The organism is Blastomonas sp. (genome assembly GCF_030373265.1).
Classification (GTDB): domain Bacteria; phylum Pseudomonadota; class Alphaproteobacteria; order Sphingomonadales; family Sphingomonadaceae; genus Blastomonas.
On the sequence record NZ_JAUCZC010000003.1, the window covers coordinates 141451 to 164916 of the forward strand.

Annotated in this window: 26 protein-coding genes; 20 read left to right on the forward strand and 6 right to left on the reverse strand. The window is 64.2% G+C overall.

The genetic code is table 11. From position 1 onward, the window contains the following. The first annotated feature begins 61 nt into the window (after positions 1-61). On the forward strand, positions 62-280 hold the full coding sequence (locus QUV11_RS02755) for a hypothetical protein (RefSeq protein ID WP_300880432.1): 219 nt from the start codon (positions 62-64) through the stop codon (positions 278-280). Positions 281-328: 48 nt separating this feature from the next. Here the strand turns inward: QUV11_RS02755 and QUV11_RS02760 are convergent, their stop codons facing one another. Then, complete coding sequence (locus QUV11_RS02760; RefSeq protein ID WP_300880433.1) at positions 329-1336, reverse strand: nitronate monooxygenase; 1008 nt, start codon at positions 1334-1336, stop codon at positions 329-331. Between the two features lie 113 nt (positions 1337-1449). Next, positions 1450-2712 (reverse strand): aspartate kinase, encoded by a 1263-nt coding sequence (locus QUV11_RS02765; RefSeq protein ID WP_300880434.1) that lies wholly within the window; start codon positions 2710-2712, stop codon positions 1450-1452. A 69-nt stretch (positions 2713-2781) separates the two neighbouring features. Here QUV11_RS02765 and ubiG point away from each other — a divergent pair, with 69 nt between their 5' ends. Next, positions 2782-3531 (forward strand): bifunctional 2-polyprenyl-6-hydroxyphenol methylase/3-demethylubiquinol 3-O-methyltransferase UbiG, encoded by a 750-nt coding sequence (gene ubiG, locus QUV11_RS02770; protein ID WP_300880435.1) that lies wholly within the window; start codon positions 2782-2784, stop codon positions 3529-3531. 1 nt (position 3532) lies between these two features. Here ubiG and QUV11_RS02775 read toward each other — a convergent pair whose 3' ends face one another. The 3 genes from QUV11_RS02775 to QUV11_RS02785 form a co-directional block, all read right to left on the reverse strand. Beyond that, entirely contained in the window at positions 3533-3823 is a 291-nt protein-coding gene (locus tag QUV11_RS02775) for a type II toxin-antitoxin system RelE/ParE family toxin (protein ID WP_300880436.1), read from the reverse strand. After that, positions 3816-4061: a type II toxin-antitoxin system ParD family antitoxin gene (locus tag QUV11_RS02780; RefSeq protein ID WP_300880437.1), complete on the reverse strand. Its 246-nt coding sequence runs from the start codon at positions 4059-4061 to the stop codon at positions 3816-3818. Before QUV11_RS02780 ends, QUV11_RS02775 begins: the two co-directional genes overlap by 8 nt. 72 nt (positions 4062-4133) lie before the next feature. Then, positions 4134-5684, reverse strand: coding sequence for a replicative DNA helicase (locus QUV11_RS02785; protein WP_300880438.1), 1551 nt, complete (start codon positions 5682-5684; stop codon positions 4134-4136). Between the two features lie 138 nt (positions 5685-5822). Between QUV11_RS02785 and QUV11_RS02790 the strand changes: the two genes are divergently transcribed. The 8 genes from QUV11_RS02790 (at position 5823) to QUV11_RS02825 (ending at position 12443) form a co-directional block, all read left to right on the forward strand. Next, positions 5823-6305: a UPF0262 family protein gene (locus QUV11_RS02790; RefSeq protein WP_300880439.1), complete on the forward strand. Its 483-nt coding sequence runs from the start codon at positions 5823-5825 to the stop codon at positions 6303-6305. A gap of 11 nt (positions 6306-6316) precedes the next feature. Beyond that, complete coding sequence (locus QUV11_RS02795; protein ID WP_300880440.1) at positions 6317-7009, forward strand: GH25 family lysozyme; 693 nt, start codon at positions 6317-6319, stop codon at positions 7007-7009. Then, on the forward strand, positions 7006-7452 hold the full coding sequence (locus tag QUV11_RS02800) for a cytidine deaminase (RefSeq protein ID WP_300880441.1): 447 nt from the start codon (positions 7006-7008) through the stop codon (positions 7450-7452). The genes QUV11_RS02795 and QUV11_RS02800 overlap by 4 nt, the downstream gene beginning before the upstream one ends. A 101-nt stretch (positions 7453-7553) precedes the next feature. Beyond that, positions 7554-8108, forward strand: a complete 555-nt coding sequence (gene dcd / locus QUV11_RS02805; RefSeq protein WP_300880442.1) for a dCTP deaminase — start codon at positions 7554-7556, stop codon at positions 8106-8108. Between the two features lie 42 nt (positions 8109-8150). Beyond that, positions 8151-9335, forward strand: a complete 1185-nt coding sequence (locus tag QUV11_RS02810; protein WP_300880443.1) for a trans-acting enoyl reductase family protein — start codon at positions 8151-8153, stop codon at positions 9333-9335. A gap of 233 nt (positions 9336-9568) precedes the next feature. Then, positions 9569-10342, forward strand: coding sequence for a metallophosphoesterase family protein (locus tag QUV11_RS02815; protein WP_300880444.1), 774 nt, complete (start codon positions 9569-9571; stop codon positions 10340-10342). 50 nt (positions 10343-10392) lie between these two features. After that, positions 10393-11694, forward strand: coding sequence for a M20/M25/M40 family metallo-hydrolase (locus QUV11_RS02820; protein ID WP_300880445.1), 1302 nt, complete (start codon positions 10393-10395; stop codon positions 11692-11694). 56 nt (positions 11695-11750) lie between these two features. After that, a complete protein-coding gene (locus QUV11_RS02825; RefSeq protein ID WP_300880446.1) occupies positions 11751-12443 on the forward strand; it encodes a Crp/Fnr family transcriptional regulator in 693 nt (230 codons plus the stop codon). A 16-nt stretch (positions 12444-12459) separates the two neighbouring features. Here QUV11_RS02825 and QUV11_RS02830 read toward each other — a convergent pair whose 3' ends face one another. Beyond that, the gene (locus QUV11_RS02830) at positions 12460-13131 is read right to left on the reverse strand and encodes an OmpW family outer membrane protein (RefSeq protein ID WP_300880447.1); all 672 of its coding nucleotides are present in this window, start codon (positions 13129-13131) and stop codon (positions 12460-12462) included. A gap of 172 nt (positions 13132-13303) precedes the next feature. On the opposite strand from QUV11_RS02830, the gene ccoN reads away from it, so the two are divergent. From ccoN to QUV11_RS02880, 10 genes are all read left to right on the forward strand, one after another. Further along, the gene (ccoN, locus tag QUV11_RS02835; protein WP_300880448.1) at positions 13304-14974 is read left to right on the forward strand and encodes a cytochrome-c oxidase, cbb3-type subunit I; all 1671 of its coding nucleotides are present in this window, start codon (positions 13304-13306) and stop codon (positions 14972-14974) included. Between the two features lie 11 nt (positions 14975-14985). Next, positions 14986-15792 (forward strand): cytochrome-c oxidase, cbb3-type subunit II, encoded by an 807-nt coding sequence (ccoO, locus tag QUV11_RS02840; protein WP_300880449.1) that lies wholly within the window; start codon positions 14986-14988, stop codon positions 15790-15792. Next, positions 15789-15947 (forward strand): cbb3-type cytochrome c oxidase subunit 3, encoded by a 159-nt coding sequence (locus QUV11_RS02845; protein ID WP_300880450.1) that lies wholly within the window; start codon positions 15789-15791, stop codon positions 15945-15947. The genes ccoO and QUV11_RS02845 overlap by 4 nt, the downstream gene beginning before the upstream one ends. Further along, positions 15940-16884: a cytochrome-c oxidase, cbb3-type subunit III gene (gene ccoP, locus QUV11_RS02850; protein ID WP_300880451.1), complete on the forward strand. Its 945-nt coding sequence runs from the start codon at positions 15940-15942 to the stop codon at positions 16882-16884. The genes QUV11_RS02845 and ccoP overlap by 8 nt, the downstream gene beginning before the upstream one ends. Beyond that, complete coding sequence (gene ccoG / locus QUV11_RS02855) at positions 16877-18331, forward strand: cytochrome c oxidase accessory protein CcoG (protein WP_300880452.1); 1455 nt, start codon at positions 16877-16879, stop codon at positions 18329-18331. The genes ccoP and ccoG overlap by 8 nt, the downstream gene beginning before the upstream one ends. Next, positions 18331-18801 carry a FixH family protein gene (locus QUV11_RS02860; protein ID WP_300880453.1) on the forward strand — a complete coding sequence of 157 codons (471 nt, stop codon included), beginning with the start codon at positions 18331-18333 and terminating at the stop codon, positions 18799-18801. The genes ccoG and QUV11_RS02860 overlap by 1 nt, the downstream gene beginning before the upstream one ends. Next, positions 18798-20957, forward strand: coding sequence for a heavy metal translocating P-type ATPase (locus QUV11_RS02865; RefSeq protein WP_300880454.1), 2160 nt, complete (start codon positions 18798-18800; stop codon positions 20955-20957). The genes QUV11_RS02860 and QUV11_RS02865 overlap by 4 nt, the downstream gene beginning before the upstream one ends. Further along, positions 20954-21115: a cbb3-type cytochrome oxidase assembly protein CcoS gene (ccoS, locus tag QUV11_RS02870; RefSeq protein WP_300880455.1), complete on the forward strand. Its 162-nt coding sequence runs from the start codon at positions 20954-20956 to the stop codon at positions 21113-21115. The genes QUV11_RS02865 and ccoS overlap by 4 nt, the downstream gene beginning before the upstream one ends. Continuing rightward, a complete protein-coding gene (locus tag QUV11_RS02875; protein ID WP_300880456.1) occupies positions 21112-21354 on the forward strand; it encodes a hypothetical protein in 243 nt (80 codons plus the stop codon). Before ccoS ends, QUV11_RS02875 begins: the two co-directional genes overlap by 4 nt. A gap of 186 nt (positions 21355-21540) precedes the next feature. Beyond that, positions 21541-23343 (forward strand): sensor domain-containing diguanylate cyclase, encoded by a 1803-nt coding sequence (locus QUV11_RS02880; protein ID WP_300880457.1) that lies wholly within the window; start codon positions 21541-21543, stop codon positions 23341-23343. The last annotated feature ends 123 nt before the right edge of the window (positions 23344-23466 follow it).

The following is a 23466-nucleotide window of genomic DNA, read 5'->3' on the forward strand; positions in this document are numbered from 1 at the left end:
CAGAAGGAACCATTTCGGCCGATTTTCGTAGCTGTGGTCTGTTACCAAGAGGAGGTCGGCCATGATCAGACACGGCGAAGAAGTTGAGATGAGTACGGAAGAAGCCAGTGGAGGTCAGAAGCGGGGGATTGTCCGGTATGTGCTGATCATCTCGACGTTGCTGGCCATCATCGCGCTCAGCATCATCTGGATGACGGGCGCCGCGACAGGCCCGGAAAACCCGACCCCCAATCCGGAAGAATCGATTTCAGAGCCGACGGTCGCACCCGAAGGCACCTGAGTTCGCCTGCGCTCCCGGCGCGGATGAAATCAAACGGCGCTTGCCCTCTCAGCGGGCGAGCGCCGTTTCTGTTTCCTGCATCAGCGTGGCGATGATATCCGCGACGCTCTCCTCGGCGGTGACCATGCCGACCGACTGGCCTGCCATCAGCGATCCGTTCTCGACATCGCCATCGATCACCGCGCGACGCAGCGCGCCAGCCCAGTAATGCTCGATCTGCAGCTGCGCCTCGGACATGTCGATGCCGCCTGCATCGAGCAGGGCTGCGACCTCGCGCTGCTTGGCGGTGAACTCCTCGGTGCCCTTGTTCTTGAGCGCGCGCACCGGGATCACGGGCAGGCGCGGATCGACCTGGACGCTGGCGATGGCATCGCGCGCATTGCCGCGCAGGAACGCCTTTTTGAACGCGGGATGCGCGATCGATTCATGCGCGCAGACAAACCGCGTGCCCAGCTGCACGCCAGCCGCCCCCATTTCGAGATAGCCCGCGATCGCGCTGCCGCGGCCGATGCCGCCGGCGACGAACACCGGAATGTCGGCGGCCACTTCGGGGAGAATCTCCTGCGCCAGCACGCTGGTCGAGACCGGCCCGATATGGCCGCCCGCCTCCATGCCCTCGATCACCAGCGCATCGACGCCCGAACGGATGAACTTCTTCGCCAGCGCCAGCGCGGGCGCAAAACAGATGACCTGGGCGCCGCCAGCCTTGATCGCCTCGATGCTGCCCTTGGGCGGAAGGCCGCCCGCCAGCACGATGTGCGTGACCTGGTGCGCGGCGCACACCGCGATCAGATCCATCAGCTGCGGGTGCATGGTGATCAGGTTGACCCCGAACGGCTTGGTGGCGAGCTTTTTGGTCGCGGCGATCTCGGCGTCGAGCAAAGCCGGTGTCATCGCCCCGCACGCGATCACGCCGAAGCCGCCCGCATTGGAGATGGCCGAGACCAGATTGCGCTCGGACACCCAGCTCATCGCCCCGCACAGGATCGCGGTCTCGCTGCCCAGAAACGCGGTGCCCCGCGCCATGGCAGTGTCGGTGAGGGGGTGGTTGGTCATCGCGATTTCCTCAAAAGAGCCCCTCCCCTTCAGGGGAGGGGAAGGGGGTGGGGGCGAATGCAAAACCTTGCCCCACCCCAACCCCTCCCCTGAAGGGGAGGGGCTTTAAGCGGTCAAGCCTCGACCGCATCCAGCCCATAGGCCGTGTGCAGCACGCGCACCGCCAGCTCGGTATAATCCTCTTCGATCAGCACGCTGACCTTGATCTCGCTGGTCGAGATCGCAACAATGTTGACGCCGCGATCGGCGAGCGCCTTGAACATCGTCGCGGCAACACCCGCATGGCTCTTCATGCCGACGCCGACCACGGAGATCTTGGCGACGTTGGTATCCGGGATGATGCGGTTGAACCCGATCTCGCTTTTTGCCGCCTCAAGCAGGTCGAGCGAGCGCGCCAGATCAGCCGCGGGGACGGTGAAGGTCACGTCGGTCTCGCCCTTGTCGCGGCCCACGTTCTGGATAATCATGTCGACGTTGATCGCCGCCTCGGCAAGGGGGCCAAAGATGTTGGCCACCGCGCCCGGCTTGTCGGGCACGCGGGTCAGCGTGATCTTGGCTTCGTTCTTGTCGTGCGCAATGCCGGTGATCAGCTGGCGTTCCATGTCCATTCCTTCCAGTTCTTCATCGCTCACGATCATCGTGCCGGGGATCGTATCGGCTGCGGGTGCATCATCGTCGATGAACGAGGAGAGAACCTGAACGCGCACGCCTTCCTTCATCGCAAGGCCGACAGAACGCGTCTGCAGCACCTTGGCGCCGACGCTCGCGAGCTCGAGCATTTCCTCGTAGGTCACATGGCGCAATTTGCGCGCCTTGGCGACGATCCGCGGGTCGGTGGTGTAGACCCCATCGACATCGGTGTAGATATCGCAGCGATCGGCCTTGACCGCCGCTGCCACCGCGACCGCCGAGGTGTCCGATCCGCCGCGACCCAGCGTGGTGATGCGCCCGGCCTCGCTGACGCCCTGGAAGCCCGGGATGACCGCAATGACGCCCTTCTGCATCTCGGCGATCAGCGCATCGGCATCGATCGTCTCGACCCGCGCCTTGGCATGCGCCTCGACGGTGCGGATCGGCAATTGCCAGCCCAGCCAGCTGCGTGCCTGCGCACCCAGCGCCTGCAGCGCGATCGCCAGCAGCCCGCTGGTGACCTGCTCGCCGCTGGCGACGACGACGTCGTATTCTGCCGGATCGTACAGCGGGTTGGCCTCGCGGCAGAAATTGACCAGCCGGTCGGTCTCGCCCGCCATGGCCGAGACGACAACAGCGACCTCGTGCCCGGCGTCCTGCTGACGCTTGACGATCCGCGCCACCCGGCGGATGCGCTCTGTCCCGGCCATCGATGTGCCGCCGAATTTCATGACGATCCGTGCCATTGCCCGTTCGTACTTTCCCTTATGCGAAGTTCGCCCCTATAGTCGGGCGCTGCATAGAGAGGCCCCAAGATGAACGCAAGCACCGGAACCGCAGAAGCCCGTAACGGAACCATCGATCCCAAAGAGGCGGCGCATTTCGGGCGGCTGGCGGCGGAATGGTGGGACCCGAAGGGCGAATCGGCGATGCTGCACCGGCTGAACCCGGTGCGGCTGGCCTATATCCGCAACGCCATCGACCATCACTGGCCCGATGCCGGCGCGGCGCGGAAACCTCTGGCAGGCAAAACCGCGATCGATGTCGGTTGCGGTGCGGGCCTGCTCGCCGAACCGCTCGCCCGGCTGGGCGCGAGCGTCACCGGACTGGATGCAGCGTCGGAAAACGTCGCAGTCGCGAGCGCACACGCAGACGCGGTTGGACTGCAGATCGACTATCGCTGCGCCGATATCGAGACGTTGGAGGGCGAGACCTTCGACCTCGTCACCTCGATGGAGGTGATCGAGCATGTCACCGATCCGGCAGCGTTCATCGCTGCGCTGGAACGCGTGCTGGCACCGGGCGGGCTGATGCTGCTGTCCACGCCCAACCGCACCACGCTGTCGCGGATCATGCTGGTCGAGACTGCAGAACGCATCGGCCAAGTGCCGCGCGGCACGCACGACTGGCACAAGTTCCTGACACCCGAAGACCTGACCGCCCATTTGCACGCGGCCGGGCTGACCGTGCGCGACACCCGCGGCATCGCGTGGGATCCGCTCAAGGGGCTGCACCTCAGCGACAATCTGGCGCTCAATTATCTGATGGCGGTGGTGCGGGAATGATTCAGAGCTGGCCTGCCGCATTCATCCGCTGATGCAGGATTCGCACGACGGAAATGCCGGTATTAGTTTCACGGAAGTAAATGACGTGCCGTCCAACGCCCTGGCGGCGATAACCCTGCCGGATTGCATCGCATGTTGGCGCTCTGAGCGGCGCGTTTGCCAGAACGGTACAGGCCTGCTCGATGAAGTCGGTATAATCCGTAGCCTGCGCCAGGCCCCATTGGGCCACGGTGTAATCGAAAATGCTGTCGAGATCGCGCTGTGCCGCCGGGGTCAGGCGATATTCAGCCATGCTGCTTTAGTTTGCGCTGCTTGAAGGCGGCAAAATCGAAAGCTTCCGGTTCGCCGCTCCGTTCGCCTTCGATCAGCGCAGCGCGGATGGTTTCGATTTCGAGATGGCGCACTTGCGCCTGGCGAATGAGATCGCGGATCGCCTCGCTATCGTTGGTATAGTTTCCCGATGAAATCTGCTCGGCAATCCAGTCGTCTTGCTGTGTGGTCAGGGTTATCGTTTTGCGGATCGTGGCCATCTGCTGTCATCCACCAAAGATCGTCATACTATTGGTGCGCTATAGCAGATTGGGCGGTTGGGCGCCAGCGACCTACTCCTCGTAGCCCCCCGCCATATAGTCCTCGCGTGCCAGATCGCTAAACTTGGTGAACTCGCTTTCGAAGCGCAGCTGGACGTTGCCGGTGGAGCCGTGGCGCTGCTTGGCGATCACCACCGTTGCCTTGCCCTGAACCTTCAGGTGCTTTTCCATCCACGCGCCGTATTTCTCGGCCTCTTCCGAGGTGCTGTTCTCGTCGGGTACCGTCGGCTGCAGCGCCTGGTGGTAATATTCGTCGCGATAGATGAACATCACGATATCAGCGTCCTGCTCGATCGAGCCGGATTCGCGCAGATCCGATAGCTGCGGGCGCTTGTCTTCGCGGCTTTCGACCGCGCGGCTGAGCTGCGACAGTGCCATCACCGGGAGCTGGAGCTCTTTGGCGAGCGTCTTGAGCCCGCGGCTGATCTCCGAGATTTCGTTGACTCGGCCCTCGTTGCGCCCCGTGCCCTGCAACAGCTGGAGATAATCGACGACGATGAAGCCGATGTCGTGCTTGCGCTTGAGGCGGCGCGCGCGGGCGCGCAGCGCTGCAATCGTCAGGCCCGGCGTATCGTCGATGAACAACGGCAGGTCCTCGAGCTCCTGCGAGGCGGTGACCAGCCGCTGGAACTCGTTGCGCGCGATCTGGCCCATGCGCAGCTTCTCCGAGCTGATCCGCGATTGCTCGGCCAGGATACGCGTCGCCAGCTGGTCGGAGGACATTTCGAGGCTGAAGAACGCGGTCTTGGCGCCGACATTCTTGTCGTCCTCGATCCCTGCGGCCTTGTCGAGCCGCCAGCGCGCCGCGGCATTGAACGCGATGTTGGTGGCGAGCGAGGTCTTGCCCATCCCTGGACGTCCGGCGAGGATCAGCAGATCGGACGGATGCAGACCACCGATCTTGGCGTTGAGGTCGGTCAGGCCGGTGGTGACGCCCGAGACATGGCCGCCGCTGTTGAGCGCCTTTTCGACCATGCTCAAGGCGGTTCTGGTCGCGACGTTGAAGTGCACCGCACCGCCGCCTTCGCCCTCGCCCTGCGCGACGTTGTAGAGCGCCGCTTCGGCCTGCTCGATCTGGCCCATCGGATCGACGGTGTCCGAGGTGTCCATGGCCTTGTCGACCAGGGTCCGCCCGACCTGGATCAGCTCGCGCAGCAGCGCGAGATTGTAGATCTGGTCGGCAAAGTCGCGTGCGCCGATCAGCCCGCCGGCATCGCCTGTGAGCCGTGCCAGATAGCGCATGCCGCCCAATTCGGCGAGGCCAGCGTCCTTCTCGAAGAACGGCTTGAGCGTCACCGGGGTAACGGTGACGTTCTTGTCGATCAGCCGCATGATCTGCGCATACAGCCGCTGGTGGACGCTCTCGAAGAAATGCTCCGCCTTGAGCCGCGCGCTAACCTCTTCGGCGATTCGGTTGTCGATCAGCAGAGCGCCCAGAAACGCGGCCTCTGCCTCGATGTTGCGGGGCAGCTTGGCCTCGGGCGTATCGCGCGCCAAGGGCGCGGCGATCTGCGGCGGGAGCACAGGCGAGGGAGCGGACTGGATAAGCGTGTCTTCAGGCATCCGGCCATATTCGACGCGGACGCTGTGGCGCGCAAGGCACTGCGGGCAATAATCGTGTGGACAAGGCCGGGGACATCCAGGAACGCCGGTTTTTCCGCTTGCCCAGCCCGGATGCATAGGCGAAAGACTTGCCCTCATATGTCCGATCCCCGCATCATCCACGTCGAGCTCGACGAGCAGACCATCCTGTGGCGCAACGCGGATATCGAGCAGGAACGGCGGATCGCCATCTTCGATCTGATCGAGGACAATTTCTTCAAGCCGCTGAAGGACTATCCTGACGGCTATGCAGGTCCCTTCCGGTTGAGCCTTGCGGTGTTTGAAGGGCGCCTTGCGATCACCATCGCGCGCGAGGACAGCACCCATCTGGAAACGCTGGTGCTGGCGCTGGGACGCTTCCGCCGCCCGATCCGCGAATATTTCGCGATCTGCGACAGCTATTACCAGGCGATCCGCAAGGCGACCGCTCAGGAGATCGAGACGATCGACATGGCGCGGCGCGGTGTGCACAACGAAGCCGCCGAACTGCTGGTCGAACGGCTGCAGGACAAGATCGAGATCGATTTTCCCACCGCTCGGCGGCTGTTCACGCTGATCTGCGTGCTGCACATCAAGGGCTGACCAGAGCAGCCATGCGGACATCGACCCTGAAACGCTGGACCATCGGCCTTTTGCTGCTTGCCCTGTTGCTGGCGGTGCTGGGCGGGCTGATCTGGGGCGGAATCACCGGCTGGGCGCCGTCGCGCAAGGATTACCCGGTGCAGGGCCTGTATGTCAGCGCCGCCGATGGCGATCTGGCCTGGCCGACATTGGCAGCAATGGGCGCAGATTTCGCCTATATCCGCGCCAGTGCAGGTGGCGCAGCCCGCGATCGGCGCTTTGCCGACAATATCGAGGGCGCTCGCGCCACCGGCATGCGCTATGGCGCGGTGCACGAGTTCAGCCTGTGTGCGGGCGAAGCACAGCAGGCAGAACTGTTCATCACCACCGTGCCGCGTGATCCGGAAATGCTGCCCCCGGTGGTCAGTCTCGATCTCAACGAGAGCTGCGCCACGCGCCCCAACCGCGCAATGCTGCTGGGCGAGCTCAACACCTTTTTGAACCAGATCGAGAGCCATGCTGGCAAACCTGCGCTACTGAGGATTTCCGCCGCGTTCGAAAGCGCCTATGAGATCAGCGACGGCCTGTCGCGCACGGTCTGGCTGATCGGCGATTTCGTGCCGCCCGATTATGCCGCCAAGCGCTGGGTGATGTGGCAGTCGAGCAGCTTTTACCGGATCAATGGCGCGCCCGATGGCGTGCGCTGGAATGTGGTGCAACCATGACCGATGAAACCGCGACACGCGAACTTCTGGACGCCGCGCGCGCCGCGGCGCTGACGGCCTATGCGCCCTATTCGGGCTTCCATGTCGGCGCGGCGTTCCGCTTCGATGACGGCACCATCGTCACCGGAAGCAATTTCGAGAACGCAAGCTATGGCCTGGCGATCTGCGCAGAGACCGCAGCTGCGATCGCCGCCAATCTGCAGGGACGGCGCACCGGGCTGGTCGAGGTCGCGATCATGGGTGGCCCGCTGGCCGAGGAAGGCGCGCTTGCCCCCACGGCGGCGCCCGTCACCCCCTGCGGTCGCTGCCGCCAGGTGATGAACGAGCTTGCGCAACTGGGCGGCACCGATCCGATCGTCTATTCAGGGCATGCCACCGGCTGGATCGAACATCGGCTCTCGGTGCTCTTGCCAGCCGCGTTCGGCCCGGCCAATCTGGAGTAACACCCTAACCCCGTCACCCCCGCGGACGCGGGGGTCCCGCTTTGCACCCGCCAGCGGGATTCCCGCGTTCGCGGGAATGACGAAACAGGAGAGATATAGAAGTGTCCATCCTTTCCGACAAATGGATCCGCACCCAGGCGCACGAACACGCCATGATCGAGCCGTTTGTCGAGGCCCAGCGCCGCGATGGCTGCATTTCCTATGGCCTGTCGTCGTATGGCTATGACGCGCGGGTGGCGGACGAGTTCAAGATTTTCACCAACGTCAACTCGTCGGTGGTCGATCCCAAGCAGTTCGACCCCAACAGCTTTGTCGACCGCAAGACCGATGTCTGCATCATCCCGCCCAATTCGTTCGCGCTCGCCCGCACGGTCGAGTATTTCCGCGTGCCGCGCGACGTGCTGGTGATCTGTCTGGGCAAATCGACCTATGCGCGCTGCGGAATCATCGTCAACGTCACCCCGCTCGAGCCAGGCTGGGAGGGGCATGTGACGCTGGAGTTCAGCAACACCACGCCGCTTCCCGCCAAGATTTACGCCAACGAAGGCGCGTGCCAATTCCTGTTTCTGCAGGGCAACGAGCCGTGCGAGACCAGCTATGCCGACCGCGCGGGCAAATATATGGGCCAGCGCGGCGTGACGCTGCCCAAGCTTTGACTTAAGACCAACTGCAACAAGCCACGGATCAGGAGAGAGCCTATGTCGCCCAGAGAAAACCGGGAATTCGATGTGATCGTCTATGGCGCGAGCGGCTTTACCGGGCGGCTTGTCGCTGAGTATCTGCAGACCACGTATGGCCAGGGCGGTGACGCTCCGAAATGGGCGGTCGCGGCGCGCTCTGCCGAGAAGATGACGTCCGTGCTCGCCGAAATGGGCCTGCCCGCCGATACCCCGGTGATCGTCGCAGACGCCGACGCGCCGGAGACGATCGAAGCGATGGCCAAGCGCACCAAGGTCGTGCTCACCACGGTGGGCCCCTATCAGCTCTATGGCGAGCCGCTGATCGCAGCCTGCGCGGCCAACGGCACCGATTATGTCGACCTGTGCGGCGAACCGGCCTGGATGCGCCAGATGATCGACAAATATGACGCTGCTGCAAAGGCAAGCGGCGCGCGGATCGTGTTCTCGACCGGCTTCGATTCGATCCCGTTCGATCTGGGCGTGCTGATGCTGCAGAAGGAGTGCCAGACCCGCTTCGGAAAGCCCGCACCGCGGATCAAGGGCCGCGTGCGCGCGATGCAGGGCACCTTTTCTGGTGGAACCGCCGCCTCGCTCAAGGCGACCATGGCGGCCGCGGCGAAGGACCCGGCGGTGCTGGGCTATCTGGTCAATCCGTTCAGCCTCGCGAACGGCTTCGAGGGGCCCGCGCAGCCCAAGGGCAACAAGCCAGAGCATGACGAGGCGCTCGGCAGCTGGGCCGCGCCGTTCATCATGGCACCGATCAACACCAAGAATGTCCACCGCACCAACGCGCTGCTCGGCCATGCCTATGGCGCAGATTTCGTCTATGACGAGATGATGCTCACCGGTCCGGGCGACAAGGGCGAGGCAATCGCCAAGCACCTCGCCAACACCGACATGATGGGCGGCGAAGGCGGCCCCAAGCCCGGCGAAGGCCCCAGCAAGGAAGAGCGCGAGAACGGCTTTTATGACGTGCTGTTCATAGCCGAAATGCCCGATGGCGCGACGCAGAAATACGGCGTCAAGGGCGACAAGGACCCGGGCTATGGCTCCACCTCGAAGATGATCGCCGAAAGCGCGCTGTGTCTGGTGCAGGACGTGCCCGAAGGCGATGGCGGGATTGTAACCCCGGGCGCAGTGCTGGGCGAGCATCTGGTCAAGCGGCTCGAGGCGAAGGCCGGGTTGAGCTTCGCGGCGGAGTGACGTGCAACCTGCCCCGGCAGGGGTTGGAAGGCGGCAGGCCTGACGGAAGGGTGTCCATCGCTGCGCGTGGACGACACCCTTCCACCACGCCATCGCGCCTCCCGCGGGCAGCATAGTTTTATCCCAATTGCTGCACCTGCGAACAGCGGGGAGTTGAACTTTTCGCCAATTGGCGCATATAGCAGCCGCTTGGGGCATCGCACGACACAGACAATTGAAGAATCGAACGCCAAATGCTGAAGGCCTTGCTGCGCAGAAAGCCCAAACCGGCTGCCCCGATCGACACCGCGGCGCTGCCCGATGGCCGTCGCGTTTATGCCATCGGCGATGTCCATGGGCGGCGCGACCTGCTCGACCTGCTGCTTGACCAGATCATCGCGGATGACCGAGCGCGCGGCCCTGCCGACACGCATATCGTGTTCCTGGGCGATCTGATGGACCGCGGCCCGGACAGCTCCGGGGTGATCGACCGCGCGATGGAAGTGGCCCAGACACTGGGTGACAAGGCGCATTTCCTGATGGGCAACCACGAGGAAGTCTATCTCGGCGCGGCCACCGGCGACGAGAAGCTGGTGCGTTTCTTCTGCAAGATCGGCGGTCGCGAGACGATCCTGAGCTATGACATCGCGCCGCAGGAATATAACGAACTGAGCATGGAAGAGCTCGCCGCGCGGATGCCCGACCTGCTTTCGAAGCATCATGTCGATTTCGTATCCGGCTTCAAGGACCGGATCGTGATGGGCGATTATGCCTTCGTTCATGCCGGTGTCCGTCCTGGCGTATCGATCGAAGATCAACGGCCCAAGGACCTGCGCTGGATTCGCGAGGAGTTCATTATCGAGGATGCGCCACACGACAAATTGATCGTGCACGGCCACACCATCACCGACGATGTCGAGGAATGTTCCAATCGCATCGGGATCGATACCGGCGCCTATATGAGCGGCGTGCTGACCGCCCTGTGCCTCGAGGGCGGCGAGCGCTGGTATCTCAAGACCGGACAATAGCGCATTCAAGGCGCTTGCACTGCCACACGACTTGGGCCAGCTTGGCCGCCATGCACAAAATAGCCACGCTGGTCGCCGCGCTCGTCCTGTCCAATCTGCCCGCGCACGCCGAGGTCGAGGCCGATCCGGCCAGGCTGAGAGCCGATGTCGAGAAACTGGTCAGCTTCGGCACCCGGCACACCCTTTCATCGCCCGATCACCCGACGCGTGGCATTGGCGCTGCCCGGCGCTGGGCCGCAGCTGAGTTCGCCAGGATCAGCAAGACCTGTCGCGGCTGCATCACCGTCGAGCAGATCGACCGGCGCTTTACCGGACCGCGCGCGCCCAACGGGGTGAATGTCATCAACGTGCTCGGCGTGCAGCAGGGCACCGGCGACCCGGATGACGTTATCATCATCTCCGCGCATATCGACAGCCGCGTGACCGATATCGCCGATTTCACCAGCGATGCGCCGGGTGCCAATGACGACGCATCGGGTGTCGCGCTGGTGCTGGAAGCGGCACGGACACTGAGCCGCGAGACATTCGCGCCGACCATCATCTACGCCGCTCTCTCGGGCGAGGAGCAGGGATTGTGGGGCGGACGGCTGATCGCCGAGACCGCACGAGCGCGCGGCTGGCGGGTGCGGGCCTTGCTCAACAACGACATCGTCGGCAACACCGAGGGCCAGGATGGCCGCAAGGTCAGCGACCGGGTACGCGTGTTCTCCGAAGGAATCCGGGCATCGGAATCCATGGCCGAAGCGATGGCCAGGCGCGGCAGCGGCGGCGAGGACGACGGCCCCTCGCGCGCGCTGATGCGCGCCGCGCAACGCGTCGGCAAGGCGCGCAGCGATATCGGGCTGGAAGTGTTCGGCGTCCGCAGGCCCGACCGGTTTGCGCGCGGCGGCGACCATCTGCCCGCGCTCGAATTGGGCTATCCGGCGATCCGCTTCACCGTCGGCGTCGAGAACTACGACCACCAGCACCAGGATATCCGCACCGAGGGGGACCGCAAATTCGGCGACACCATCGACGAGATGGATTTTGCGTATCTGGCACGGGTAACCGCGCTCAACGTGGCGGTGATCCGCGAGCTGGCAAGCGCCCCTGCCGCGCCCGAAAGCGCCAAGCTCGCCGGGGCATTGACCAGCGACACGCAGGTGACCTGGACCGAGGTGCCGGGCGCTGCACGCTACAAGGTCTATTGGCGCCGGGCCGATGCACGTGACTGGGAGCAGTCGACCGAAACCACCGACAGCAAGCTGACCTTGCCGGGCGTGATCGTCGATGATCACTTCGCCGGTGTGGCCGCGATGTCGGAAAACGGCGCGGAAAGCGCGATCACATTTGCAGGCCTGCCGCCGCGATAACTTCGGACTGGCGCAGCATGCTGTTCATAACGCATGTTAAGCTGTAGAGAGACGGAATGAACGATTGTTCCACCTGCGTTGTACGCAACCGCGCGATTTGCGCCAGCCTTACTGTTGATGAGCTTGCGGTGCTGGGGAAGATGGGGCGGCGTCAGCGCGTCAAGGCGGGCCACACCCTGTTGTGGGAGGGCGATGACGCCCCGGTCGTCGCCAATGTGCTGGAAGGCGTGCTCAAATTGGTGGTCGCGGCATCCGAAGGCCGCGAGCAGATCGTCGGTGTGGTCTTCGCCTCCGATTTCATCGGCCGCCCGTTCGGCAAGGAAAGCCCCTATACGGTGACCGCGATGACCAATGCTGAGGTGTGCATCTTCAACCGCAACAGCTTCGACGATTTTGCCAGCGAGCACCCCGACCTTCAGCAGAAGCTGCTGCGCCGGACGCTCGACGAACTCGACCGGGCGCGGCACTGGATGATGCTGCTCGGACGCAAGTCGGCTGCCGAAAAGGTCGCCTCGTTCCTGCTCGAAATGTCCGAGCGGATCACCGGCCAGGGGTGCGACACCGCCAATGCGCAGAACGTTTTCGAACTGCCCTTCGGCCGTCAGCAGATCGCCGACATTCTGGGTCTGACGATCGAGACGACCAGCCGCCAGCTCACCCAGATGCGAGGGGCCGGCGTGCTTGGCCTGCCCTCTCGCCGCGAGATCGTGATTCACGACCGCGCGGCGATGGAAGCAATGGCTGGCTGAAGGCCTTCGGTCCGCTTTAGAAGCGGAAGCCCAGACCGGCGCTGATCACCCAGGGATCAAGCTCGTGCCGGGTGCGCAGCACCTCGACGCCATTGGCGCGCCAGCTGGCCAGCGGGCGCATGAAATAGCGCTTGGCGTCGACCGAGACGAACATGCCTTTGTCGTTGATCGGAACATCGACTCCGGCCTGCAGCGCAGCGCCCACGGTATCGTTGATCTTCTGGCTGGTGGCGCCCAGCGCCCGCGTCGTCGCGCCGGGCTTTTCGTTGATGAAGATGAAATAGCTGGGCCCTGCGCCGATATAGGGGCGGATACCGCCGGCCTTGCCGAAATGGTATTTCAGCGTGACGGTCGCAGGTACGATCTTGGCGTTGGAGACAAGGCCTGCGCCAGCCAGCGCGCCGCGTCCATCGACATCATGCTGGGTCACCCCGGCGATCGTTTCCACCGATACCTGGTCGGTGAAGAAATATTCGATGGCGACGGTCGGCACGAAATTGTCGTTGGCCTTGGTCTGGCTTCCCGCAGGCAAACCGATCAGGTCCAGCTTGACGTCCTTGATCTTGCCATCGGGTGCCACCAGCGTCCCCAGCACCTTGAAATGCACCTCGCCATTCTGCGCCATGGCCTGGCCGGGCAGAGCGATGGCAGCGGCCAATGCAGCGAGCGGGGCAATGTAGTTCTTCATGGGTTCAACTCCTCCTTGAGTGGCCGCATCCCTGCCGGGCCGGGAGTGCCAGCGCATTGATCCGGCGCAAAAAATTCGTTGATCAGGATCAATGTTTTGTCGCGCCAACCGGCGCATCAGCACCCCAGTAGAAGCGCGGGCCGGTGGCCTATCGCGTACGGGGACATACGTTATGGATGGTTTGGTTCTGAAAACCGGCGGCTGGCTGGGGTTGGCGCTGCTGGCGCTGGCGATGGCGGTGTTTGCGGTCGACTGGCCGTTTGCGGTGCACATGACGACCGTGATGATCGCCTGTCTGCTCGCCTTGTGGTTCACCATGACCCGCGCGGACTATGGCGCGATCGCTCGCGGCATATTGAAGAGCCCTGCCGATCAGGGCCTGTATGATGACGATCCGGTGCGCTGGGGCGTCATCGCCACCCTGTTCTGGGGCGCTGCCGGCATGGCCGCCGGGCTGTACATCGCGTTGCAGCTCGCCTTCCCCGTGCTCAACCTGAACTTCGAATACACCACCTTCGGACGTCTGCGGCCGCTGCACACCTCGGCAGTGATCTTCGCCTTTGGCGGCAACGCGCTGATCGCGACCAGCTTCTATGTCGTCCAGCGCACCTGCCGCGCGCGGCTCGCCTTCCCCAAAATGGCCCGCTTCGTGTTCTGGGGCTATCAATTGTTCATCGTGCTCGCCGCCACCGGCTATCTGATGGGGGTCACCGAGGCCAAGGAATATGCCGAGCCCGAATGGTATGTCGATCTGTGGCTGACGGTCGTCTGGCTGTGCTATCTCGCGGTGTTCGTCGGCACCATCGTCAAGCGCCGCGAGCCGCATATCTATGTCGCCAACTGGTTCTATCTCGCCTTCATCATCACCGTGGCCATGCTGCACGTGGTCAACAACCTGTCGATGCCCGCGTCGATCTTCGGATCGAAGAGCTACTCGGCGTTCGCAGGCGTGCAGGATGCGCTGACCCAGTGGTGGTACGGCCATAACGCGGTCGGCTTCTTCCTGACCGCAGGCTTCCTGGCGATGATGTATTACTTCGTCCCCAAACAGGCCGAGCGCCCGGTCTACAGCTACCGGCTGTCGATCATCCACTTCTGGTCGCTGATCTTCCTGTATATCTGGGCAGGTCCGCACCACCTCCATTACACCGCGCTGCCCGATTGGGCGCAAACTCTGGGCATGGTGTTCTCGATCATGCTGTGGATGCCCAGCTGGGGCGGCATGATCAACGGCCTGATGACACTCAACGGCGCCTGGGACAAGATCCGCACCGATCCGATCATCCGCATGATGGTGATGGCGCTCGCCTTCTACGGGATGAGCACCTTCGAAGGCCCGATGATGTCGATCAAATGGGTCAACTCGATGTCGCATTACACCGACTGGACCATCGGCCACGTCCATAGTGGCGCGCTTGGCTGGAACGGCATGATCACCTTTGCCTGCGTCTATTATCTGGTGCCCCGCCTGTGGAACCGTCCGCGCCTGTACAGCCTGCGCATGGTAAACTGGCACTTCTGGCTCGCGACGGTGGGGATCGTTTTCTACGCCGCCTCGATGTGGGTCGCGGGCATCATGCAGGGCCTGATGTGGCGTGAATACGGAGCCGACGGCTACCTCGTCTACAGCTTCGTCGAAAGCGTCGCGGCGATGCACCCGATGTACCTGATCCGCGCCACGGGCGGTCTGCTCTACCTCGCCGGGTTCATCGTGATGATCGTCAACGTGTGGGCGACGATCGCGGGCAACATCCGCGAGGAAAAGCCGATGACCGAAACGCCGCACAATCCCGCCGCCGATCGCCCGGCTCCGCTGCCCGGCGCCGCCGTGCCCGCCGAATAAGGAGCCTGACAATGGCCGATAACACCACCGAGCCGCGCTTCAGCCACAAGAAGCTCGAACGCAACGTCACCCTGCTCAGCCTGGGCGCTCTGGTCGCGGTCGCCATCGGCGGCATCGTCGAGATCGCACCCTTGTTCTGGATCGACAACACCATCGAGAAGGTGGACGGCATGCGCCCGTACACCCCGCTCGAGCTGTCGGGCCGCAACATCTACATGCGCGAGGGCTGCTATACCTGCCATAGCCAGATGATCCGTCCGTTCCGTGACGAGGTCGAACGCTATGGCCATTACAGCCTGGCGGCAGAGAGCATGTACGACCACCCGTTCCAATGGGGGTCCAAGCGCACCGGGCCCGATCTGGCGCGCGTCGGCGGCCGCTATTCGGACGAATGGCACCGCGCGCACCTCATCGATCCGCGCAGCGTCGTCGGCGAATCGATCATGCCGCCTTATGCCTTCCTCGCCGAAAAGGATCTGGTCACTGGCGACATGTCCAACGACCTGACCGCATTGTCGCGGGTGGGCGTGCCTTACACGAAGGCCGCAATCGCTGCCGCCAATGCCGATCTCAAGGCGCAGGCCGACCCCGATGCCGATGGCGCCGACGAGCTCAAGGCGCGCTACCCCAAGGCGCAGGTGCGCGACTTTGACGGCGATCCCACCCGCATCACCGAGATGGATGCGCTGATCGCCTATCTCCAGATGCTGGGCACGCTGGTCGATGTCGAGAAGGCCGCGCCGCAGGATCAGGGGTCCGCGCCCGCACCGGTCGCGGCTGCGGCAGGCTCTGCCACCGTTAAGGGAGGCAACCCATGAGCTATGACGAACTGCGCCACTTCGCCGACAGCTGGGGCCTGCTGGCGATGACCATCCTGTTCCTCGGCCTCATCGCCTGGCCTTTCCGCAAGGGTGCGCGTCAGCACAACCACGACGCAGCCAACATGATCTTCAGGGACGACGACAATGTCTGACACACCGCGCTTCGACGAACCCACCGGCACCCACACCGTCGGCCATGAATGGGACGGCATCGAGGAACTGAACACCCCTCTGCCGCGCTGGTGGCTGTGGACGTTCTATGCCTGCATCGCGTGGGCGGCGGTCTATGTCGTGCTCTACCCAGCCTGGCCGATGGTCAACAGCGCGACGCAGGGCGTGCTCGGCTGGAGCAGCCGCGGCGACCTTGAGAAGGAGATGGCAGGCCACACCGCAAAGCGCGCGCCGATCGTCAACGCCATTGCCGCCATGCCGATCGCTGCCCTTCCTTCAAAGCCCGAACTGCTCGAAGCCGCGATCCAGGGCGGCAGCGCCGCGTTCAAGGTGCATTGCGTGCAGTGCCATGGCGCGGGCGGCGCAGGCGTGGTCGGGCTGTACCCCAGCCTGACCGATGACGACTGGCTATGGGGCGGCGACCTTGCCACCATCGAGACGACACTGATCCACGGCATCCGCAATCCCGACCATGACCTGACCCGGGTCAACAGCATGCCCGCTTTCGGTCGTGACGGCATATTGGACAGCACCGCGATCAACGATCTGGTCAGCCACGTCCGCGTGATCAGCCGCCAGGAAAAGCCCAGCGCTGCTTCCGCGCGCGGCGCCGCGTTGTTCGAGAACAACTGTGTCGCGTGCCATGGTACCAATGGCGAAGGCATTCGCGAGCTCGGCGCGCCCAAGCTGACCGATCCCGTTTGGCTCTATGGCGGCAGCCGCGATGCCATCGCCAAGACCATCCACAACCCGCGCAATGGCGTAATGCCGCGCTGGAACGACAAATTGGACGCGGTGACGATCCGGATGCTCGCGGCGTACGTCCATTCGCTGGGCGGCGGCGAGAATGCGCCCGCACCGGTCGTACCTGCGGCTGCAGAAGCTGCAGCCCCCGACAAGGCCCCGGCCAATGGCTGAAGCAGACACCCTTGCGGGCAACGATGGCCCGCTCTACGCCGCGCGCAAGGGTGTCTACCCCAAGAAGGTGGATGGGACCTTCCGCCGCCTGAAATGGCTGATCATGGGCGTCGCGCTCGCGATCTATTACGGCACGCCGTGGATCCGCTGGGATCGCGGCCCTTATGCGCCCGATCAGGCGGTGCTGATCGATCTTGCCAACCGGCGCTTCTACATGTTCCAGATCGAGATCTGGCCGCATGAATTCTATTATGTCGCCGGCCTGCTGATCATGGCGGGGATCGGCCTGTTTCTGGTGACCAGCGCGGTGGGCCGCGCATGGTGCGGCTATGCCTGTCCGCAGACGGTGTGGACCGATCTGTTCCAGCATGTCGATCGACTGATCGATGGCGACCGCAACGCGCAGATCCGCCTCGCCAATGGGCCCTGGTCGGCCGAGAAGGTCGCCAAGCGCGCCGCCAAATACGCGATCTACCTCGCCATCGCCTTCTGGACCGGCGGCGCGTGGATCATGTACTTTGCCGATGCGCCAACGCTGACCCGCGATTTCTGGACCGGGGACGCGGCTTTCGTCGCCTATGGCACCGTCGCCGCGCTGACTGCGACGACCTTCGTGCTGGGCGGCTTCATGCGCGAGCAGGTGTGCATCTATATGTGCCCGTGGCCGCGCATCCAGACCGCGATGATGGACGAAAAATCGCTGCTGGTGACCTACAAGGATTGGCGCGGCGAACCGCGCGGCAGCCTCAAGAAAGCGCTCGCGCACCCCGGATCGATCGGTGACTGTATCGACTGCAACCAGTGTGTCGCGGTCTGCCCCACCGGGATCGACATCCGCGAAGGGCCGCAGATCGGCTGCATCACCTGCGCGCTGTGCATCGATGCCTGCGACACCGTGATGGCGCAGGTCGGACGCCCGCGCGGGCTGATCGATTATTGCGCGCTCGATGACGTCGCGGTCGAGAAGGCCGGCGGCACCGCGCCGCCGGTGCTCAAGACGCTGCTGCGCCCGCGGCTGATGATCTATCTCGCTATCTGGAGCGCAATCGGGGCTGCGATGCTGTTCTCGCTGGGCGAGCGCACCCGGCTCGACCTGTCCGTCCAGCACGAGCGCAGCCCGCTCTATGTCCAGCTCTCCGACGGCATGATCCGCAACAACTACACGCTCAAGCTGCGCAACATGGAAACGCGCCCGCGCAAGGTGGCGATCACGGTCAGCGGTCTGCCCGGCGCGCAATTGTGGACCGAGAACGGATCGCGCGAGAAGGCCAGCCAGCGAGTGAACATGACGATCTCGCCCGACAGCGTCACCCGCGTCCGCTTGTTCGTCGCAGCGCCGGCGCAAGGCCTGGCGCGGCAGGACTTCACCATCGCAACCTATGGCCGCGACGGCGATCCGCGCGGTGATACCGACACCATCCAGTTCGACCGCCCGGAGGCACAATGATGAGCACCTACCCTGCGAAAAAGCCGTTTACCGGCTGGCACATGACCGCGATCCTGGTTGGGTTCTTCGCTATCGTCATGGCGGTCAACTTCACCATGGCGGGCTTTGCGATGTCGACCTTTGGCGGCAAGGTTGTCGAAAACAGTTATGTCGCCAGCCAGCATTATAACGATCTGCTCGACCGCGCCGCAGCGCAGGACGCCATGGGCTGGGACGAGACGATCACGCTCGACGCCGATCGGCATGTCCGGCTGTCGCTCACCCATCTGGGGGAACCGCTCGCCATCTCCGGCGTCACCGCAATGCTCAGCCACCCACTGGGGCGCGTTCCGGCGACGGCGCTGCGCTTTGCGCCCGATGGCACGGGCGCGATGCGCTCGGTCGAGGCGCTGGCACCGGGCCGCTGGCGGCTGGACGCCTCGGTGCGCCACGGCAGCGACGAGGCGCGCTACCGGAGCGATGTGCAATGAGCGCGCTTGCCAACCTCGCCCCCCGGCCCGCCCCCAGGCCCACAGCGCCAACCGCGCTGGTCGAGCGCGACTTTGCCGTGCCCGATATCCGCTGCGCCGGGTGCATCTCCAAGCTCGAGCAGGGCCTGGTGCGTGATTCCAGGATCCATACGGCCCGGGTCAACTTCACCGAAAAGCGGGTGCATCTCTCGTGCGCAGCCGATGCGCAGATGCCCGAACTGCTCGGCGCTTTCACCTCCCTGGGGTTCGAGGCACACCCGATTGGCGATGGCCCCCGCGAGATCGATGCCGATGCCGCGAACAGCCGTGAGCTGTTGCGGGCAGTCGCAGTCGCCGGCTTTGCGATGATGAACATCATGCTGCTCTCGGTCTCGGTCTGGTCGGGCGCGGCGGGCGTCACCCGCGACCTGTTCCACTGGCTGTCGGCGATGATCGCCCTGCCGACCATTGCCTATGCGGGACGGCCATTCTTCCGCTCGGCATGGCGCGCGGTCAGCCACGGCACCACCAACATGGATGTGCCGATCAGCATCGGCGTCACGCTCGCCACCGCGCTCAGCCTCTACGAGACCGCGACGCACGGCCCGCACGCCTATTTCGACAGCGCGGTGATGCTGCTGTTCTTCCTGCTGTGCGGCCGCTGGCTCGACAGTGTGATGCGCGACCGTGCGCGCGGCGGCGTCACCGCGCTGCTGCGCAACATGGGCACCGGCGCGATGGTGTTTGAAAGTGACGGCTCCACCCGCTGGGTCGATGCGACCGAGCTCGACCCCGGCATGGTCATGCTGGTCGCCGCCGGCGAACGGTTGGCGGCCGACGGCGTGATCGTGGCGGGCGCAAGCCGGATCGACCTCTCGCTGCTCACCGGCGAAAGCGCACCGCAGCAAGCCGCGCTCGACGATGTCGTTCACGCTGGCACGCTCAACCTCGAAACCCCGATCCGGGTGCGCGTCACCGCAGCAGGCACCGACACCGCGATTGCCGATATCGCGCGGCTGATGGGCGAGGCCTCGCAGGGCAAGTCTCGCTATGTCCGCATCGCCGATCGCGCGGCCAAGCTCTATGCCCCCGCCGTCCACGCGCTGGCATTGCTGGCGTTCGCCGGCTGGATGCTGGCGGGCGCGGGCTGGCACGATGCGCTGCTGATTGCGGTGGCGGTGCTGATCATCACCTGCCCCTGCGCTCTGGGTCTGGCCGTGCCCGCGGCACAGATCGTCGCGGCCGGCGCGCTGATGAAGGTCGGCGTGCTGATCAAGGATGGCTCCGCGCTCGAACGGCTGGCAGAAGTCGACCGCGCGCTGATCGACAAGACCGGAACGCTCACCCTGGGCCGCCCCGTGGTGAGCAACCTCTCCGAGATCGGGCTCGAGCACCGCGCTTTGCTGCTCGCGCTGGCGCGTGCCAGCCGTCACCCGCTGAGCGCGGCGCTGACCCGCGACCTGGGGGCAGAGAAGATTGTCGCTGCGGATGTCACCAACGTGCAGGAAACCCCGGGCTTCGGCGTCGAGGCCGAATGGCAGGGCCATGTCGTCACTCTGGGGCGTCCGCAAAGTGGCGATGCGGGCACCGAACTGGTCTCCGAACTTGCGATCGACATGCACCCGGTGGCGACGGTGCGCTTCGCCGATGCCCTGCGCCCGGATGCGGTGGAGGCGATCGCGGCCCTGGACAGGCTGGGCATCGACGCGATGATCCTGTCGGGCGACCGCGCAACCGCCGTCGCTCCCGTCGCCCGCACGCTCGGGCTGACCGCGATGACCGGCATGAGCCCGCAGGACAAGCTGGCTACGATCTCGCGCCACTCGGGCGCCGGCCACAAGGTGTTGATGATCGGCGATGGCCTCAACGACGGCCCCGCCCTCGCCGCCGGCCATGCCTCGATGGCGCCCGGGTCGGCCAGCGATGTCGGCAAGAACGCCTCGGACTGCATCTTCATGGGCGACCGGTTGATGCCGGTGGTCGACACCATCCGCATGGCGCGCCGCACCCAGGCCATCGTCCGCCAGAACTTCGCGCTGGCGATCGGCTACAACGTCGTCGCCGTGCCTTTGGCCTTTGCCGGGCTGGTGACGCCTCTGGTGGCGGCGCTGGCGATGTCCGGATCCTCGCTGATCGTGGTCAGCAACGCGTTGCGACTCAAAAGGGCATTGAAATGAACGGCCTGCTCGTCCTGATCCCCATCGCCCTGTTGCTTGGGCTGTTGGGCCTTGCCGCGTTCTTCTGGTCACTGAAGCGCGGACAGTTCGACGACATGGACGGCGCGGCCTTGCGCATCTTCGTCGACGACGAAGAGGACAAGGCGGTGCAGCCATGAAGCGGGAACCGACCCATCTGCGAGTCGCCGTCGCGCTGCTGATCGGGACGGCACTGGCCCACGCACCGTTTGCTCAGGCGGATGCGCAGATGATTGCCGTAGGCAACTGCAACGGCGGGATGAGTCTGCTGGTGATCCCCGGCGAGGACGGCGATCCCGGCAAGGGCGGAAACGACTGCGCCAAGGCGTGTCACGGGACATGCGAACGCCGGAGCAAGACCAGCAAACGGGCAAGCTAGCAGCCGATTCGACCGCCGCGGCCATTGCGCAGCGCTGCCGCCCGATCGCTCCAGGGCAAAGGGCCTGGCACAAACCCGCCGATCTGGCGGCATCGTCCATCTTCCCTCTGAGATTTTACAATTTTCTGACGCATGGTCACGAGCCACAAAAGGTGTTGTTAACCGTCCGCATGCGACCCACGGGCTATGGACACTGTTCTCAATCGACTGACGAAGCTCGGGCACATCATGTGGCAGCCAATCATCACGGGTGTTGCCTATTACATTGCCGCAGTGGTGGCCCTGGCGCTCACCCAGGGGCAGGATGGCATCGCTGCCATATGGCCTTCGAGCGGCATTTTGCTGGCGGCCCTGCTGATGAACGGCAAAAGGCATGCCGGCTGGCACATTGGCGCGGCGATGATCGCCAGCCTGGCGGCGAATCTGGGCCTGAGCAATTCTCTGCTGGTTTCGATGGGTTTCAGCCTCGTGAACATGGCCGAGGCAACGGTTGCAGCATGGCTGATCATGCGCCGGCGAGGCGGTCACATCTCTTGGTCAGACCCCGCGCCCCTGGGCTGGTTCTGTGTGGCAGCAACCATCGCCACGGCGATCAGCGCCACATTGGCAGCAGGTCTCACCCAAAACCCATCCGTCGGTTTCTGGTTCTCGTGGTTTTCCACCGCGTTGCTGGGCATTCTGCTCGTAACGCCGTTGATCATGATCATCAGGGATTCGATCCGGAAAGTGGATCTGAAGCGGCAACCCGACGCGCTTGGCAAAGTCATGGGCGTCTTCGGCTTGCAGGCGGTGATCTGCGGCATCACCTTCGGCCAATCGACGTTCCCCCTGTTGTTCCTGCCGATGATCGGGATATTGATCGCGGTTTTCCGATTGGGTCCGCTCGGCGCTGCCGGCAGCGTGCTCATGGTCACCGCGGCCAGTTCAATCGCGAGCAGCCTGGATTCTGGCCCATTGATGCTGATTGTCGCAAGCCACGGCACCCGCAGCCTGTTTCTGCAGTTCTATCTGCTCGCCCTGTTTGCCGCAGCACTGCCCGTCGCGGCCCTGCTGGCATCTGGGCGGCGCATGCAGCGCCGGCTGCGCGAGAACGTCCGATTGCTCCGGCTGGCCGAATCGACTGCCAAGGTCGGCCACTGGCGGCTTGATATCGAATCGGGGACGGTCGACTGGTCACCAGAGGTGTTCAACATCCACGGACTGACGCATCAATCCCCGCCAATGGTCGACGAAGCGATCAACGCCTATCATCCCGATGACCGGGAGATGGTCGGTCAGCGAATCACGAAATCGATCGAAACCCAGACGGGCTTTCAATTCAGCGCCCGGATCATTCGACCGGATGGCGAAATTCGCCATGTGTTCTCCCGCGGCGAATTTGACCATGCCGATCATGAAAGGTCGGCCGGCCTGTTCGGTGTCATTCAGGACACAACCGCGCAGGTCGCCTATGAAAAGGATCTGCGTGCCGCCAGCGCACGCGCCCTGGAGGCAGCCGAGGAGGCCAGGATCATGTCGGAAACCGACCAGCTGACCGGAGTTGCCAACCGGCGGCGGGTGTATTCCGTGCTGGAAAGATCAATGCGCAACGCTCGGACCAGCGATGGGTCTATGGCAGTCGCCATCTTCGACATCGATCATTTCAAATCGGTCAACGATCGCTTTGGTCATCAGGTCGGCGATGAGGTTATCAAACGCGTCGCCAACGATGCCAGCCACCATTTGCGCGGAGATGACCTGCTGGGCAGATTGGGCGGCGAGGAATTCGTGATCGTCCTTCCCGGGGCAAGCGCACACATTGCCATGCTGGTGGCCGAGCGCGTCCGTCTGGCCGTCCAGAGCGGGGGCACCAACCCGCCTGTCACCATCAGCCTGGGAGTTGCCGAGCTGGAACCCGATGATACGATCGAGACGCTGCTGAGCCGAGCCGACAAGGCGCTGTACGTCGCGAAAACCGAAGGCCGCAATGCGCTGAGACTTGCTGCCTGATGCATCGGGTTTATCGCGGGCGATTGATCTGCGTCGGGTCGCCCGGCAACAAACTGCGTCGATCGGAGGGATGATCCGCAACAAATCCAATCTTTGACCCGTATCAAAGACCGGCGTGGTCCC

Coding starts and splice junctions, on each gene's coding strand:
- QUV11_RS02755 (WP_300880432.1), top strand. CDS start 62: ATGATCAGACACGGCGAAGAAGTTGAGATGAGTACGGAAGAAGCCAGT.
- QUV11_RS02760 (WP_300880433.1), bottom strand. CDS start 1,336: ATGACCAACCACCCCCTCACCGACACTGCCATGGCGCGGGGCACCGCG.
- QUV11_RS02765 (WP_300880434.1), bottom strand. CDS start 2,712: ATGGCACGGATCGTCATGAAATTCGGCGGCACATCGATGGCCGGGACA.
- ubiG (WP_300880435.1), top strand. CDS start 2,782: ATGAACGCAAGCACCGGAACCGCAGAAGCCCGTAACGGAACCATCGAT.
- QUV11_RS02775 (WP_300880436.1), bottom strand. CDS start 3,823: ATGGCTGAATATCGCCTGACCCCGGCGGCACAGCGCGATCTCGACAGC.
- QUV11_RS02780 (WP_300880437.1), bottom strand. CDS start 4,061: ATGGCCACGATCCGCAAAACGATAACCCTGACCACACAGCAAGACGAC.
- QUV11_RS02785 (WP_300880438.1), bottom strand. CDS start 5,684: ATGCCTGAAGACACGCTTATCCAGTCCGCTCCCTCGCCTGTGCTCCCG.
- QUV11_RS02790 (WP_300880439.1), top strand. CDS start 5,823: ATGTCCGATCCCCGCATCATCCACGTCGAGCTCGACGAGCAGACCATC.
- QUV11_RS02795 (WP_300880440.1), top strand. CDS start 6,317: ATGCGGACATCGACCCTGAAACGCTGGACCATCGGCCTTTTGCTGCTT.
- QUV11_RS02800 (WP_300880441.1), top strand. CDS start 7,006: ATGACCGATGAAACCGCGACACGCGAACTTCTGGACGCCGCGCGCGCC.
- QUV11_RS02810 (WP_300880443.1), top strand. CDS start 8,151: ATGTCGCCCAGAGAAAACCGGGAATTCGATGTGATCGTCTATGGCGCG.
- QUV11_RS02815 (WP_300880444.1), top strand. CDS start 9,569: ATGCTGAAGGCCTTGCTGCGCAGAAAGCCCAAACCGGCTGCCCCGATC.
- QUV11_RS02820 (WP_300880445.1), top strand. CDS start 10,393: ATGCACAAAATAGCCACGCTGGTCGCCGCGCTCGTCCTGTCCAATCTG.
- QUV11_RS02825 (WP_300880446.1), top strand. CDS start 11,751: ATGAACGATTGTTCCACCTGCGTTGTACGCAACCGCGCGATTTGCGCC.
- QUV11_RS02830 (WP_300880447.1), bottom strand. CDS start 13,131: ATGAAGAACTACATTGCCCCGCTCGCTGCATTGGCCGCTGCCATCGCT.
- ccoN (WP_300880448.1), top strand. CDS start 13,304: ATGGATGGTTTGGTTCTGAAAACCGGCGGCTGGCTGGGGTTGGCGCTG.
- ccoO (WP_300880449.1), top strand. CDS start 14,986: ATGGCCGATAACACCACCGAGCCGCGCTTCAGCCACAAGAAGCTCGAA.
- QUV11_RS02845 (WP_300880450.1), top strand. CDS start 15,789: ATGAGCTATGACGAACTGCGCCACTTCGCCGACAGCTGGGGCCTGCTG.
- ccoP (WP_300880451.1), top strand. CDS start 15,940: ATGTCTGACACACCGCGCTTCGACGAACCCACCGGCACCCACACCGTC.
- ccoG (WP_300880452.1), top strand. CDS start 16,877: ATGGCTGAAGCAGACACCCTTGCGGGCAACGATGGCCCGCTCTACGCC.
- QUV11_RS02860 (WP_300880453.1), top strand. CDS start 18,331: ATGAGCACCTACCCTGCGAAAAAGCCGTTTACCGGCTGGCACATGACC.
- QUV11_RS02865 (WP_300880454.1), top strand. CDS start 18,798: ATGAGCGCGCTTGCCAACCTCGCCCCCCGGCCCGCCCCCAGGCCCACA.
- ccoS (WP_300880455.1), top strand. CDS start 20,954: ATGAACGGCCTGCTCGTCCTGATCCCCATCGCCCTGTTGCTTGGGCTG.
- QUV11_RS02875 (WP_300880456.1), top strand. CDS start 21,112: ATGAAGCGGGAACCGACCCATCTGCGAGTCGCCGTCGCGCTGCTGATC.
- QUV11_RS02880 (WP_300880457.1), top strand. CDS start 21,541: ATGGACACTGTTCTCAATCGACTGACGAAGCTCGGGCACATCATGTGG.